The 13,814-nt window shown below is 70.5% G+C and carries 14 protein-coding genes; 8 read left to right on the top strand and 6 right to left on the bottom strand.

Translation table 11 applies throughout. The features are described 5' to 3' along the window. Positions 1-2: 2 nt before the first annotated feature. Positions 3-863, top strand: coding sequence for a peptide chain release factor N(5)-glutamine methyltransferase (gene prmC / locus BM249_RS00625; protein WP_091967778.1), 861 nt, complete (start codon positions 3-5; stop codon positions 861-863). Between the two features lie 471 nt (positions 864-1,334). Then, complete coding sequence (locus BM249_RS00620) at positions 1,335-2,543, top strand: DUF4167 domain-containing protein (RefSeq protein ID WP_091967775.1); 1,209 nt, start codon at positions 1,335-1,337, stop codon at positions 2,541-2,543. Between the two features lie 52 nt (positions 2,544-2,595). Here BM249_RS00620 and BM249_RS00615 read toward each other — a convergent pair whose 3' ends face one another. Beyond that, positions 2,596-3,339: a hypothetical protein gene (locus tag BM249_RS00615; RefSeq protein ID WP_091967772.1), complete on the bottom strand. Its 744-nt coding sequence runs from the start codon at positions 3,337-3,339 to the stop codon at positions 2,596-2,598. 43 nt (positions 3,340-3,382) lie between these two features. Continuing rightward, positions 3,383-4,330 (bottom strand): DUF2336 domain-containing protein, encoded by a 948-nt coding sequence (locus BM249_RS00610; RefSeq protein ID WP_091967769.1) that lies wholly within the window; start codon positions 4,328-4,330, stop codon positions 3,383-3,385. A gap of 132 nt (positions 4,331-4,462) precedes the next feature. Here BM249_RS00610 and BM249_RS00605 point away from each other — a divergent pair, with 132 nt between their 5' ends. Genes BM249_RS00605 through BM249_RS00595 form a run of 3 tightly spaced genes read left to right on the top strand, consistent with a single transcriptional unit; the run spans position 4,463 to position 5,975 of the window. After that, positions 4,463-4,627 carry a YqaE/Pmp3 family membrane protein gene (locus tag BM249_RS00605; RefSeq protein ID WP_091967767.1) on the top strand — a complete coding sequence of 55 codons (165 nt, stop codon included), beginning with the start codon at positions 4,463-4,465 and terminating at the stop codon, positions 4,625-4,627. 33 nt (positions 4,628-4,660) lie between these two features. Next, positions 4,661-5,266 carry a sulfite oxidase-like oxidoreductase gene (locus tag BM249_RS00600; protein ID WP_091967763.1) on the top strand — a complete coding sequence of 202 codons (606 nt, stop codon included), beginning with the start codon at positions 4,661-4,663 and terminating at the stop codon, positions 5,264-5,266. Continuing rightward, positions 5,259-5,975, top strand: coding sequence for an FAD-binding oxidoreductase (locus BM249_RS00595; RefSeq protein ID WP_244528513.1), 717 nt, complete (start codon positions 5,259-5,261; stop codon positions 5,973-5,975). Before BM249_RS00600 ends, BM249_RS00595 begins: the two co-directional genes overlap by 8 nt. Positions 5,976-5,981: 6 nt before the next feature. Here the strand turns inward: BM249_RS00595 and BM249_RS00590 are convergent, their stop codons facing one another. Continuing rightward, the gene (locus BM249_RS00590; RefSeq protein WP_091967760.1) at positions 5,982-7,070 is read right to left on the bottom strand and encodes an NAD(P)/FAD-dependent oxidoreductase; all 1,089 of its coding nucleotides are present in this window, start codon (positions 7,068-7,070) and stop codon (positions 5,982-5,984) included. 269 nt (positions 7,071-7,339) lie between these two features. Here BM249_RS00590 and BM249_RS00585 point away from each other — a divergent pair, with 269 nt between their 5' ends. Further along, positions 7,340-9,049: a DEAD/DEAH box helicase gene (locus BM249_RS00585; protein ID WP_091967757.1), complete on the top strand. Its 1,710-nt coding sequence runs from the start codon at positions 7,340-7,342 to the stop codon at positions 9,047-9,049. Positions 9,050-9,150: 101 nt separating this feature from the next. Here BM249_RS00585 and BM249_RS00580 read toward each other — a convergent pair whose 3' ends face one another. Then, positions 9,151-10,092, bottom strand: coding sequence for a hypothetical protein (locus BM249_RS00580; protein ID WP_091967754.1), 942 nt, complete (start codon positions 10,090-10,092; stop codon positions 9,151-9,153). A 162-nt stretch (positions 10,093-10,254) separates the two neighbouring features. Continuing rightward, a complete protein-coding gene (locus tag BM249_RS00575) occupies positions 10,255-11,184 on the bottom strand; it encodes a DUF6925 family protein (protein WP_091967752.1) in 930 nt (309 codons plus the stop codon). Positions 11,185-11,272: 88 nt separating this feature from the next. Here BM249_RS00575 and BM249_RS00570 point away from each other — a divergent pair, with 88 nt between their 5' ends. Next, positions 11,273-12,727, top strand: coding sequence for an ATP-binding protein (locus BM249_RS00570; protein WP_091967749.1), 1,455 nt, complete (start codon positions 11,273-11,275; stop codon positions 12,725-12,727). Next, positions 12,724-13,386, top strand: coding sequence for a response regulator (locus BM249_RS00565; protein WP_091967747.1), 663 nt, complete (start codon positions 12,724-12,726; stop codon positions 13,384-13,386). Before BM249_RS00570 ends, BM249_RS00565 begins: the two co-directional genes overlap by 4 nt. Positions 13,387-13,394: 8 nt before the next feature. Here BM249_RS00565 and BM249_RS00560 read toward each other — a convergent pair whose 3' ends face one another. After that, entirely contained in the window at positions 13,395-13,811 is a 417-nt protein-coding gene (locus BM249_RS00560) for an EVE domain-containing protein (protein ID WP_091967744.1), read from the bottom strand. Positions 13,812-13,814 lie beyond the last annotated feature (3 nt).

The raw sequence follows: 13,814 nt of genomic DNA, 5'->3' as shown, positions 1-13,814 counted from the left end.
CGATGACGCCCGAGACGACCCGCGCCGAGGCCCTGCGGCAGGTCACGCGGAGCTTGGCCGAGGCCGGGATCGGCGACAACGACGCGCGTTTCCTCGTCCTCGACGTGCTGCGCCTCACGGGGACGGAGCTCATCCTCGGCGGCTCCCAACCCATCGGGGCCGCCGGGGCGGAAGCCCTGACGCAGGCCCTGGCCCGGCGCCGCGCCGGTGAGCCGGTGGCACGAATCGTCGGCGCCTGGGAGTTCTGGGGCCTTCCCTTCGGCCTCTCCCCTGACACCCTCGTGCCCCGCGCCGACACCGAGACCCTCGTGGAAGCGGCCCTCGCCCGCCTGCCGGATCGAACCTGCGCGGCGACGATCCTCGACCTCGGCACCGGCTCGGGATGCATCCTCGTGGCCCTGCTGAGCGAATGTCGCCGGGCCTTCGGGGTGGGCGTCGACCGCTCGGAGGCCGCGCTGGTCCAGGCCCGCGCCAATGCCCGCGCCAACGGCGTCGGCGGCCGAGCCGGCTTCGTGCGGACCGACTGGAGTGCCGGCCTCGCGGGGGCGTTCGATCTCATCGTGTCGAACCCGCCCTACATTCCCGCCGCCACCATCGCGACCCTGGCCCCGGAGGTGCGGGACCACGATCCGATGGCGGCCCTCGACGGCGGCGCGGACGGTCTCGACGCCTATCGGCGCATCCTCGCCGAGGTCGCGGCGGGGCCGCTCCGGCTCGCGGCGGGCGGCACCCTGCTGTTCGAGGTCGGCCACGTTCAGGCGGAGGCCGTGCGCGCCCTCGGTCGCGCCTCGGGCCTCGCCCCGGGGCACATCACCCACGATCTCGCCGGGCATGCGCGCGTCGTCGCGTTCACCCAGAACTGACGGCTTTGTCCCCCGGAAACCGTCCAAACGTCACAGGACCGCGTGAAAAAACGCTTGTTGGCCCGTGCGGGAGCCGCTAGGGTCTCGGGTAGATCGAACATCGATCCGTCGTGACGGATCATGGCAGGGGCAATGCCGGCTTTTGAGCCCGCTGCGCCTCTCGGCGATCTCCCACGATCAGGCCGGCGTGCAAACGAGACGACGCGCTGGCGCTCGATCATTCAGAGCCTGAAAACCGAAGAGCGCCTGAACGCGAGTGCGAGCCTCGGTGCACCGGGACAGACAACAGGCACGGCGTATTCCGATTCCGATCGCGGACTGGACGAACCGGATCCCTCGGCCCTCATTCCAGGGCCGACCGGGCCAGGGCCGGTTTCGGCTCGAAACGGCCGGGTTCCGGATCGCCTCACCACACGTTCCCGTATGAACGAGGGTCAATCGAGACCGATGAGACCAAATCAAAATCGACGGATGCGCGGGCGCAACCGCCCCAAGGGTCCCAATCCGCTGACGCGGTCCTACGAATCGAACGGTCCGGACGTCAAGATTCGCGGCACGGCCCAGCACATCGCCGACAAATACGCCCAGTTGGCCCGCGACGCGCAGGCCAGTGGCGATCCCGTCGCGGCGGAGAACTATTTCCAGCACGGCGAGCACTATTTCCGCATCATCTCCGGCGCGCAGGAGCAGAACCGGCAGCAGGCCGGCGGCTACGCCCGCAACGGCTTCGACGATGACGGCGACGAGGATGGCGGCGACGATCAGGGCGCGCCCCTCGGCTACGCGGCCCACGCCTACAACGACGACTACACCGACCCCAGCCAGCAGGCGCAGCCAAGTGCCTATCAGCCGCAGGGCTACGAGGGGCGGCAAGATTCGCAGAGGCAAGACGGTCCGAGACAGGACGGCGCCCGCCAGGACCATCAGCGCCAGGATTACGGACGGCAGGACGGTGGCTCCGACCGGCAGAGCCGACGCGACCGCTTCAACAACCGCAACGACCGCCCGCAGCGCTTCGACAATCAGCGCCAAGATGGATCGCGCCAGGATTACAACCGGCAGGACAATCCGCGCCCCGATTACGGTCGTCAGGATCAGTCGCGCCAGGACCGCGACCGGGACCGTCAGGAGCAGCCGCGTCAGGATTACGGACGGCGCAACGGGGCGGCACGGTTCGAGAACGGCCGCGGGGCGGACCCGCAGGATCAACCGCGTCAGGATGCGTCACGTGACGAGGCACCCCGACAGGAAGCCGTTCGGCAAGAGGCGGTTCGGCAGGAACCGGTTCGACAAGAACCGATCCGACAGGAGCCCGTCCGGCAGGAGCCGGCGCGACAGGAATTCCAGGCGCCCGAACCCCGTCGTTCGGCCGACGCTCCGCCGCGTCGCAGCCGCCGTCGCGAGGAAGCCGAACGTGCCCCGGCCGAGGATGTCGGGGCCCTGCCCGCCTTCCTCATGACACCGCCCCGGCCGATCCCGGCCGAGCGCGTCGCCGAACCCCGACCAACCGAGCCCCGTGCCCCCGAAGAACCGGCCGCCCAGGGCGCTGTCCCGGCAGCGAGCGAGGAAGCCGTGGCCGCTCCCAAGCCCCGCCGCCGCCGCCGCGCCCGTTTCGAGGGAACGGAAGGGACCGAACCCGGCCCCGTGGGTGCCGCCGACACGGCGCCCGTCACCGAGTAATCGGCCCGTCTCACGAATCAGGAAAGCCGCCCCGCTGGGCGGCTTTCCGCGTTCAGGGCTGGCTCCGCGCGCAGGCAGCGTGCCAATCCCGATACCCCTGGACCCGATGAACGAGGCGACGATGCCGCGCGGTCTCGCCGAAGGGGGCGAGGTCCCAGGTCCAGGACTCGTCGGGCCGAGGCAGGATCTCGCCGTGGAGGAGGTCGAGGCGGTCGGTCTCCCGACCATCGCGATCCTCCTCCCGTTGCTCGACGTCCGTGACGAGGCAGACGCGCGCGGCGAGGCGTGACAAACCGTCGAGATGCGCGCGAACGATCCGCCCCCCGAGGTCAGGGTCGGACGCCCCGGAGCGGGCCACCGGCAGGATCGGCAGTTGTGACAGCAGATTGGCGGAGATCACAAGATCGACGCTGCCGCCCCCGCCCTCAGCCAGGACCGCGCCGGGCCGTGTCAGGTCGGCCGTCACCAGGGTGACGTTGGACCGGCCGCGGACCGCCCAGCGCGTCGGCCAGGGATGCACGACATCGACGAGGCGGATTTCAGCGAAGCGAGCGGCCAGATGCTCGAAGGGCACGTCGTCGAGGAGCCCCGAACCGAGGACCACGCAGATCCGTGTCCGGGGCAATTCCTCGCACGCTTGCGCGACCACGGCGCGGGCCTGCGCGAGATGGGGAGCCCAAGCCGCACGGCACCGGCGCGAACGCGATCGGAGCAGCACGCTTTCCCGGAGGTGGCCGCCGCGTCGATGCGCCCAGGGCGCCGGGGTGGTCAGGTAGTGGAACAGGTCGATGAGCACGGCGCCCTCCTGTCCGGAGGGGTGGAGCGGGGGACCGGACGCGTCAAGCGACCTTGGCGATCGGCTCGTTCGTGTCCGGGGCGGTGACGAACCCGACGGACCGCCGCGCCGTGGCCACGGGCAGGGCCTGAAACGCCTCGAAGGCTCCGCGCATCTCCTCGGGCTGCAGGCGGCGGCCGGGGCGGGCCTGAATCAGGTGCTTGAGGGTGCCCCATCCAAGGTCGGCGGAGCGCGTGAGAAAGAGCAGACGGTCGAGGTCCGCCCGTTGGAAGGCTTGAACCGCCCGATCCGACGGAACGCCGGCGACGCGGGCCACCACCGCGAGGGCTTCGTCGATCCGGCTTTCGGCGACGAGGGCCACGATGGCCTGCTCGTCGCGGTCGATCCCGTTCCCGAACGACAACGGCTCGGGAAAGGAGACGCGACACCCTGTCGGCAGGGTTGCCCTGAGGTCGAGGAGTGCCCGCAGGACGTTGTCGTGTTGCGCCCGCTGCATCAGGAAGCGGAAACCGGCCTCCGACAGGCGGGCGCCCTCGTTGCCGGCAATGCGCCGCACGGCCGCGATTGCCGCCCGCGTGACCAGGATTTCGGTGATTTGTTCGCTGAGAATCCGGCGCCGAGACACCGCGTCGAGGTGTTCGAGGCCGGCTCTGCGAACGATGCGGACGAGATCCTCGTCTGCGAGGCGGACGGACCTGGCGAGAATCGGTCCGGCGACGATGCTGTCCGGATCGTAGGCGAGATCCCGCACCACGCTGCGCGGCGCGTTGGCGATATCCGCGATGGCTCCGGCCAGGATCGCCCGGCTCGCCGAATCGACGCTGCGGGCGAGGTGCAGCATGATCGCTTCGAACGGCTTCATCTCGGCCTCGCCGAGGTGGCGGGCGTGATCGCCGAACAGGGTCGTGATTCGGTCCAGCATCGCGCGGCGGTGCTGGTCTGTGCCGATGGCGACGGCGTGCTCGACGTCCTTGATAAGCGTTCTGGCCATGAAAACCGGGCTGCGTTGCGCTCGGTCCAGAGCTAGACACCGAGAGGTTTAGAAACTCGAACCGGAAACCATCGAATGGGTCGCGTCGTTAGCCTCGCGCCGGTCCACGGCTGACGTCCCAGCGGAGTTCTCGTGTCGAATCTCGTTCGCATCCTGCTCGCCATCTTCCTGCCTCCCCTCGCCGTCCTGATGACCGCTGGCATCGGATTGCAGTTCCTGCTCAACATCCTCCTGACGATTCTCGGCATCGTGCCGGGCATGATCCACGCCCTGTGGATCGTGATGCGGGATCGTTGATCCGCCGGGGTCGATTGCGATGATGGAGACACCATGAGCACGCGGGGCTTCACCGGGAGACCACCGCCGGAGGCGACACGGACCCGGTTGCCGCCGGGCCAAACCCGGACGGAGGATTTCCCCGTGCTGCAGATCGGTCCCAATCCCAGGATCGACCTCGAAACATGGTGCTTCACCCTGCGGGCCGGGTCGCGGCCCTTGAAGAGCTGGAGCTGGACGGCGTTCGAACGCCTGCCGCGCACCCGCTGGGCCGGCGACATCCACTGCGTGACGCAATGGTCGAAATTCGACACCCGTTGGGAAGGCGTGAGCGTCGACGACCTTCTGGCCGATGCCGGCGTCGAGGCCCCCACCGCCTATGCCCTCGCGGAGGGCTACGACGATTACACCACCAACGTGCCGTTCGCCGATCTCACCGGGGGCCGGGCCATGGTGGCGACGCATTACGACGGCGCCCCCCTCAGCCTCGATCACGGCGGCCCGGCGCGCCTCCTCGTGCCACACCTCTACTTCTGGAAGAGTGCCAAATGGCTGAAGGGCCTGCGCTTCACCCAGAAGGACGAGGGCGGCTTCTGGGAGATGCGCGGCTATCACATGTACGGCGATCCCTGGCGCGAGCAGCGCTTCACCGGTGATTGACGCGATCCGGCTCCCCTGGCGTGAGACCACCATCGTGGGCATCGCTCCGGTCACCCGCCGGGTGAAGAGCTTTCGCCTTGCCGTGGCGTTCGACCGGCCGGTCGTGGCCGGGCAGCACGTCGATGTCCGCCTGACGGCGCCGGACGGCTATCAGGCCCGGCGCAGCTACTCCATCGCGTCGGCGCCGAGCGACGACGGCACCATCGAACTCCTGGTGGACGGTCTTCCCGACGGCGAGGTCTCGGGGTTCTTCGACGGCATCGCGGAGGTCGGTGACACATTGGAGGTGCGCGGTCCCATCGGTGGCGCCTTCGTCTGGCGCCCGGAGGATGGCGGCCCCCTCCTCCTCGTCGGGGGCGGCTCCGGCGTGGTGCCCCTGTTGGCGATGCTGCGCCACCGGGCCGTCGCCGCCCCGGAGGTTCCGGCCCTGTTGCTCTACTCCGCGCGCGCCGTGGACGAGGTTCTGGCCCATGCCGAACTCGTTCGACGGGCCGAGACCGAAGCGGGCTTCCAGCTCATGCTGCACCTCACGGGCGATGGGGGCCGGCGCATCGATGCCGCCGTGATCGCGACGGCGCTGAAACGCCTCGGCGGCCCGCGTCACACCTTCATCTGCGGCGCCAACCCGTTCGTCACGGCCGCGTCCAACCTTCTTGTCGGGGCCGGCCTCGAGCCGCGCACCATCCGTACGGAGCGATTCGGCGGCTGACGGCCATCACGCGAACAGCCGGTCGGCGACCTCGTCGGCGAGGGACAGGCTCGACGTCAGGCCGGGGCTCTCGATGCCGAACAGGTGGACGAGGCGGTCCAGCCCATGCTCGGCCGGACCGTCGATGCAAAAATCCGCCGCCGGTTCGCCCGGCCCCGTGAGCTTGGGGCGGATGCCGGCGTAATCCGGCGTGAGGGCGCCGTCGGGCAACCCAGGCCAGTAGCGCCGGATCGCGTGGGCGAAGGTCTCGGCCCGGCCGGGATCGACGGCGTAATCCTCGGCGTCGACCCATTCGACGTCGGGGCCGAACCGCATCCGCCCGGCGAGGTCGAGGGTGAGGTGGATGCCGAGTCCCCCCTCGACGGGGGCGGGATAGATCAACCGCGAAAAGGCCGGGCGACCGAGGCAGCCGAAATAACTGCCCTTGGCGAGGACGCGGCGTGGAATGCGCGTCGGCGGATAGCCTTCGACGCCCGCCGCCACGGCCTGCGCGCCGAGGCCGGCGGCGTTGACCACGGCATCGAAGGGAAGATCGTCGTCGTTCACCCGCGCGTGCCAGAAGCCATCGGTCCGGATCAGGCGCGTGACCCGGCTCTGGAACGCAATGGCCCCGCCGCGATCCCCGATGTCCCCCTGGAGGGCGAGCATCAGGGCGTGGCTGTCGACGATGCCGGTGCCGGGCGCGTGCAGGGCGGAGACGCACGCCAGGGCCGGTTCGAGGGCGCGGGCCTCGGCACCGTCGAGGAGCGTGAGACCCGCGACGCCGTTGGCGAGGCCGCGCGCGTGGATCGCCGCAATGGCGGCGTGCTCGGCGGCTTGCGTGGCGACGATGAGCTTGCCGCAGGCGCGGTGCGGCACGCCGTGGCTGGCGCAGAAGGCGTAGAGGCGTTGGGCGCCCGCGACGCAGTGGCGGGCGCGCAACGATCCGGCCGGGTAGTACATCCCACCATGGATCACTTCCGAGCTGCGGGCCGAGACGCCCATGCCGATGGCCCCCTCGGCTTCGGCCACCACGACGGCGTGGCCGCGCAGCGCCAGGGCGCGGGCGACGGCGAGGCCGACGACCCCCGCGCCGATGATGAGAACGTCGCTCACGGGGCCCTGCCGCGCTCAAGGATTCATCGGATCAACGGGCGGATGATGAACACCGGAACGGCGAAGAACACCATGGCCCGGCGCGGAGAGGAGACTTAACTGTGCGAGAGACCTCCCATGCGCGCGCGGCGATGGCGCAGCCGTTCGGTTTTGGATACAACGTCCCGCATCCGTAACCGTTCGAGGCCGGAATCACGTCTCGGGGGATCGATTCGCGCGCGGCGCGGACACCTTCACGGGATTCTCGCCTGCTGCCCCAAGGCTCCTCAGTGCCCTTTCCGACCCTGCCGGCCCCGCTCTCCCGAGCTCTGGCCGCGCGCGACTACTTGGACCCCACCCCCGTCCAGAATGCGGTGATCGAAGCGGCCGCGCAGGGGCGCGACCTCCTCGTCTCGGCTCAGACGGGCTCCGGCAAGACCGTGGCGTACGGGCTCGCCTTCGCCGAAACCCTCCTGGATGGCGAAGAGCGTTTCGGCCCGGCCGGCGCGCCGCTGGCCCTCGTCATCGCGCCGACCCGCGAACTCGCCCTTCAGGTCGAGCGCGAATTGGCGTGGCTTTATGCCGAGACCGGCGCCCGGGTCATCGCCTGTGTGGGCGGCATGGACCCGCGCCGCGAGAGCCGCCAGCTCAATGACGGCGCCCATATCGTCGTCGGCACGCCGGGTCGCCTGCGCGACCACCTCGAGCGCCGCAACCTCGCCACCCAGGATCTGCGCGTCGTCGTCCTCGACGAGGCCGACGAAATGCTCGACCTCGGGTTCCGCGACGACCTGGAGTTCATCCTCTCCGTCACGCCCAAGGAACGGCGGACGCTGCTGTTCTCCGCGACCCTCCCGAAGGCCATCGCATCGCTCGCCGAGCGCTACCAGAACGATGCCCTGCGCATCGCCGTGAAGGGCCAGGAGCGCGGCCACTCGGACATCACCTACCGGGCCGTGCGGGTGGTGCCGCGCGAGATCGAGCACGTGGTGGTCAACACCCTGCGCTTCACCGATGCGCCCACGGCCATCGTGTTCTGCAACACCCGCAACGCCGTGCGCCACCTCCAGGCGGTGCTGACGGAGCGCGGCTTCTCCGCAGTGGCGCTTTCGGGCGAACTCGGCCAGGGCGAGCGCAACGCCGCCCTCCAGGCCCTGCGCGATGGCCGCGCCAAGGTCTGCGTCGCCACCGACGTCGCTGCGCGCGGCATCGACCTGCCCACCGTCAGCCTCGTGATCCACGCCGACCTGCCGCACGATGCCGAGGTGCTGCAGCACCGCTCCGGCCGCACGGGCCGCGCCGGCCGGAAAGGCACCTCCGTCCTGCTGATCCCGGCCTCGAAGCGGCGGCGCGCCGAGCAGATGCTCATGATCGCCAAGGTCACGGCCGAATGGGTCGGCCCACCGACCGCCGACGAGATCCGCAAGCTCGACGGCGAGCGGATGTGGCAGGACCCGATCTTCACCGAGGCTCCGGCCGAGGAGGACGTCGCCATGGGCGAGATGCTGCTGTCGCAGCGCACGCCCCAGGAACTCGCCGCGGCCCTGGCCCGCATCTATCGCTCGCGCCTGCCCGAGCCCGAGGACGTCACCGATCCGGGCGCCGGCCCCGAGCGCCGGGCGCGCCCCGCTTACGACCCGGCCGATTCCGACCGTATCGAGGCGCAGGGTCCCGCCGTGTGGTTCCGGCTCAACCTTGGCCGGCGTGACAACGCCGACCCGCGCCGCCTGCTGCCGATGTTGACCCGGCGCGGCAATATCGGTCGCCAGGAAATCGGTGCCATTCGGATCTTCGACCGCGAAACCAAGTTCGAAGTCCGGGGCGGAGCCGCCTCGCGCTTCGCCCAGACCTTCGCGCAGAACGGCTCACCTGAGATTCAGGTCGAAGCGATCCTCGACGGCGGCGAGGCCGAGGCGAACGGGCCGAAGGGCTTCAAGAGCCCGCGCGGCGCCCGCCACGAGCGCGAGATGGCCAAGAAGCCGCGCCGGGCGAAGATGTAACGGCACCGCTTCGGAGGCAGACGAACAGGGGCGCGATCCTGACCGGGATCGCGCCCTTCTTCGTTGAGGCAATCGCCGGGAGCGGTCGCCCCTGATGCGGATCAGAACTGCTCGGGGAACCGCTTCACGGCGTCGCCGAGGGCTTCGACGCCCTCGACGAGCTTCCGGCCCACGGGCGCCAGCGACGGCACCTTCACGCCGAAGACCTCGGTGTCCTCGCCCTCCGGCTCGGCGGCCTGGGCGGGTTGCGCGCTCGCGACCTTCGCGGTCTCGGCGGCCGGTTTGGCCGTGGGCTTGGCCATGGGGGGCTTGGCGTGGGCCACGGCAGCGGGTTTCGGCTTCGCCGTGCTTGCTGGGGTGGCGGAGGCCGGGGGAAGCGCCGCGAAGGTGTTGTCCGGGGCGGTGCGGGCGCGGGTGGTCTCGCGGGCCGTCGGCGCGACGAGGGGGGCGGGGCGCGCCTTCTCGACGAGGGGGGCCATCGGCGCGGGCGGCACCGGAGCGGCGTTCTCGATGACCGGCAGACGCGCGGGCTTCGCTGCGGGCGTGATGCTCGCGAGCTTGGCGGCTTCGGCAGGACGCGGGACATCCACGGCCTTCGCCTCGACGGGTATAGCTTCCAGGGGCTTGGCCTCCGGGGCGCTGGCCTCGACGGGTGTGACCTCGTTCGACCTCGCTTCGAAGGGCTTCGCCTGCGGCGCTGCCCCCTCGGGTGCGACGGTGGGCTCCGAGACGATGGTCCTGACCGAGATGGGTTCGTTCGCCGTCGACGGTACCAAGTCCGTACGACCCGCCGTCGACACCAGCGCCGGAACTCCGTCGCGCAGGTCCGGCCAATCGGCGGAAACGTGGCCGATCCTCACCCCAGAGGGCGTGGGCCCGGCGAGGCCCGACAGCATCGAGTAGGCGCCGGCCGACAGGCCGACGAGACCGACACCGCCGAGAACCGTCAGGACGGCGAGACGCCCAGCCCGCGAGGACGCGCCGGTCTTCACGGGGACGCGGGTAGGCGTGCGCATTTCGGACGGATCGATGGCGATCGACATCAGCGAGGACTCATTCCGAACGCACCCCGCGACCGGACCCGGTCCTTGACGCGGTGCAACCTCCGCCAACTGATCCCGACATTGGGGCATGAAGATGTCCGACACCCGATCGACAGTCGAAGCCCGAGAATGTTCGTATCGGACCGGATTAAAGCCGGGGCTTTAAGAAGTGGTGTCGTGCCTCGACTTCGGCCCGTCCCGGGACGACGCAGCCCCGACCTTGCGCCGAGCTTCAGGACCGGCTCGAACCGCCAGTCCCTGCACGGTGGCAACCCGTGCCACGGCGCGGGCGCGGCGGTCCGCATCGCGCGGCAGGGTTTCGCCGGCGAGGAGCCGCCGCTTGAGGACGAAGCCGTCCGGGTCACCCCAGCGCATCAGGAGCGCCTGGAACGCGGCGTGGCGTGCCGTGTCGAACGGGATCGGACGCCCCCGCGCATCGCGGCACGGATGCGGCGGATGCAGGTGGGCACAGGGCACCAGACCCGGTGGAATCGGGGCCGTCGCCGCGTGCGTCCGCCCCAGCCGCAGCACGGCCGGAACCACGAAGGCGCGCGGACCGCCGGGGCAGCTGGTGTCTCGCCCGGCGAAAACCTCGATCCGCCCGAGCGGCGTCACGACCACGACATCCACCGCACGTTCGAGCAGCAGAGCCGCGACCGGCGAGCCCTGGGCAAAGGCCGAGGCACCGCACGCCGCCGAGAGGGCCGCGACCTGGTCGGACTCGCGGGTCCGCACGGCCACCCACCCCTGCGGGAGCCCGATGCCCAGGTCGAACAGGAGAGTTTCACGGTCCTGCGGGCACACGGCGCCGGCATCGGAACCGAGGGCGGTGACGCCGTCCGCGCCCCGGACCAGCCCCGTCGCCACGGGACGGCACAGGGCGACGGCGTGGCTCCAGCCATCGCGAAAACCGGTCTCGTACGCCACGGGGACGCAATCGCCCGTTCCGTCGAGACGAATGGCGCCGCGCGGGCTCGCGCGGGCGAAGGCCCCGAGCTTGGTCACGGGCTCGCCGGGGGCATGGCCGAACTCGGCTCCGGCGCCGAAGCCGCCGAGGCTCCAGCGGCTCTCCGGATCGTCGAGATACGGCATCAGCCATCCGCCGGGTTCATGGCTCGACGGGACGCCGCGCGTTCCATCGCGACGGGACTCGTCTACAAGCGAGGCACCCTCCCCTCCCATGCCGGCACCCCGACCCATGACGACGGCCCCCGCATCGAGCCCGCCCGGCTGGACCGCCCGCCCCACTGTCTGGGCACGCTGGCCGACGCGCACGCGGATGATCGTCCTCGTCCTCGCCATCGATCTCCTGGCGGCGCTCCTGTCATGCGGCGTGATCGTGCTCAACGCGCGCTCCGCCGTCGAGGTCGAGATGAAGGCGGCACTCGCCAATGTCGAGCTTCTCGTCTCCGACACCATCGATCTCGCCCAGACGGCCCCGCCCGACACCCTGCTGCAGACCCTGCGCCTGCGCGTCCAGGGACTGCGCCACGTGCGCGTCGCCGTCCTCGACGCGTCGGGGACGCCGGTTCCAGCCCCGTCCCCGCGTCCGCACCGGCACGCCTACGAGGCGCCGCCCTGGTTCGTCGCCCTCATCGCCCCCGAGGCGCGGCAGCACGATCTGCCCATCGAGGTCCAGGGCCGGCGCATCGGCACGGCGCGGATCACCACCCAGCCGCGCGACGAAATCGACGAGGTCTGGGGCTATGCCGTGTTCCTGTCCCTCGCGAGCCTGTTCGTCAGCCTCGGGTTACTCGCCGCCCTCTACGTGGCGTTCGGCCGGGTGCTCGCCCCCCTGACTCAACTCGCCGAGGGCCTAACCCAACTCGAACGTCAGGATTACACCGCCCGCCTCGCGCCCCCCGCCTCGCGGGAACTCGCCGTCATCGCCGCCCGGTTCAACAGCGTCGCCCAGGCGCTTGCCGAAACCCGGGCGGCCAACCGCCGGCTCAACCGCCAGCTGCTCTCGGCCCAGGACGACGAACGCCGGGCCACGGCGCTGGAACTCCACGACGAGTTCGGCCCCTGCCTGTTCGCCCTCGAAGCCAACGCAGCCTCGGTGGTCCGCATGGCCAAGGCCGAGTCGGAACCCGACCGAACCAAGCTCGCCCAGCGCGCCGGCGAGATCAGCGCCATCGTCGGACAGGTTCAGACCCTGAACCGCGACCTCCTCAACCGCCTGCGCCCGCACGCCCTGGGCCAAGTACCCTTGCCGGATTGCCTCGTGCTGCTCCTGCGCGATTTCACCCGGCGGCATTCGGGCACGACGTTCACCGGCACCTTCGACGGCCTCGGCGCCGGCTACGGCGACGTCACCGACCTCACGGTGTTCCGCTGCATCCAGGAGAGCATGACCAACGCCGTGCGGCACGGCCGCGCCCGGAACGTCACCGTCGAGGCGCGCGAGGCGCACGACGAAACCGGTGCGCACCTCACCGTCAGCATCCGGGACGATGGCGGCGGCATTGCCCCCGATCACCGTATCGGACTCGGTTTGTCGGGGATGCGCGAACGCGTGGAGGCCCTCGGCGGCACTTTGACGCTTGACAACGGGTCGCCCGGAACGGTTGTCCGGATCAGGATTCCGTTCGATCTCGAACGGCACGAGGACACGAGCGCGATTCCCCCCGCATGAACGCGATTCCCACCATCCAGACGCAGGCGCCAGTCCTCGTCATCGACGATCACCCGATCGTGCTCCAGGGCTGCCGCCGAGTGCTGGAGGATGCGGGCGTCGAGCGCATCGCCGAGGCCACCACGGTGGTGGCCGGCTACCGCGCCTTCCACCGCCTGAAGCCCGCCATGGTGATCTGCGACCTCACCTTCCAGGGCAGCGGCCTCGCTGGCCTCGCCCTCGTGCGGCGGATGCGCGACGTCGATCCGAAGGTGCGGATCCTCGTCTTCTCCATGCACAACGATCCCGTCATCGTCGCCCGTGCCCTGGAGGCCGGGGCCCTCGGCTACGTGCTCAAGGACCATGCGTCGGGCGAGCTGTTCGAGGCGTTCGACCGGGTGCGCGCGGGACAGGTCTACCTCGACCGGCGCCTCGCCACGGAGGTCGCCATGCTGCGCACGGACCCGCGCCGCACGCCCGAAGCCCAGCTGACCCCGCGGGAGCAGCAGATCCTGGCGCGTTTGGCCCAGGGCAAGTCCTACGGCGCCATCGCGAGCGACCTGTCGGTAAGCTACAAGACAGTCACCAACGCCTGTTCGCAGATGCGCCAGAAGCTCGGCGTCCGCACACTCGCCGAACTTATCCACGTGGCCGTGACCCAGGCCCAGCGGCAGGGGTAGGTTCACCCTCAGGCGAGCCCGCCCATCGCCCGGACGATGGCCCATTCCTCCTCCGTCACCGGCTGGACCGACAGGCGCGAGTTGTTGACGAGCACCATGGCGGCAAGGCGCGGCTCGGCCTTGATGGCGTCGAGGGTGACGGGCCGGGGGAAGGCTTCCACGGCGCGCAGGTCCACCATGCCGAAGCGGCCCGTGGCATCGGAATCGTCCGGATAGTAGGGGCGGATCACCTCGACGATCCCCACCACGGCCTTGCCCTCGTTGGAATGGTAGAAGAACCCGAGGTCGCCGACCTCCATGGCCTGGAGGTTCTTCTTCGCCACGTGGTTGCGCACGCCGTTCCAGTGGGTGCCGGCGGCGCCCGCCGCCACCTGCTGGTCCCACGACCACGTGACGGGTTCGGACTTGTAGAGCCAATGGGCCATGGG

It is taken from the genome of Methylobacterium gossipiicola (genome assembly GCF_900113485.1).
In the GTDB taxonomy this organism is placed as follows: Bacteria; Pseudomonadota; Alphaproteobacteria; order Rhizobiales; family Beijerinckiaceae; genus Methylobacterium; species Methylobacterium gossipiicola.
Note: the sequence above shows the minus strand (reverse complement) of the source record. Positions and strands in the feature narration are given on the sequence as shown.

Coding starts and splice junctions, on each gene's coding strand:
- prmC (WP_091967778.1), top strand. CDS start 3: ATGACGCCCGAGACGACCCGCGCCGAGGCCCTGCGGCAGGTCACGCGG.
- BM249_RS00620 (WP_091967775.1), top strand. CDS start 1,335: ATGCGCGGGCGCAACCGCCCCAAGGGTCCCAATCCGCTGACGCGGTCC.
- BM249_RS00610 (WP_091967769.1), bottom strand. CDS start 4,330: ATGGCCAGAACGCTTATCAAGGACGTCGAGCACGCCGTCGCCATCGGC.
- BM249_RS00600 (WP_091967763.1), top strand. CDS start 4,661: ATGAGCACGCGGGGCTTCACCGGGAGACCACCGCCGGAGGCGACACGG.
- BM249_RS00580 (WP_091967754.1), bottom strand. CDS start 10,092: ATGTCGATCGCCATCGATCCGTCCGAAATGCGCACGCCTACCCGCGTC.
- BM249_RS00575 (WP_091967752.1), bottom strand. CDS start 11,184: ATGCCGTATCTCGACGATCCGGAGAGCCGCTGGAGCCTCGGCGGCTTC.
- BM249_RS00570 (WP_091967749.1), top strand. CDS start 11,273: ATGCCGGCACCCCGACCCATGACGACGGCCCCCGCATCGAGCCCGCCC.
- BM249_RS00565 (WP_091967747.1), top strand. CDS start 12,724: ATGAACGCGATTCCCACCATCCAGACGCAGGCGCCAGTCCTCGTCATC.
- BM249_RS00560 (WP_091967744.1), bottom strand. CDS start 13,811: ATGGCCCATTGGCTCTACAAGTCCGAACCCGTCACGTGGTCGTGGGAC.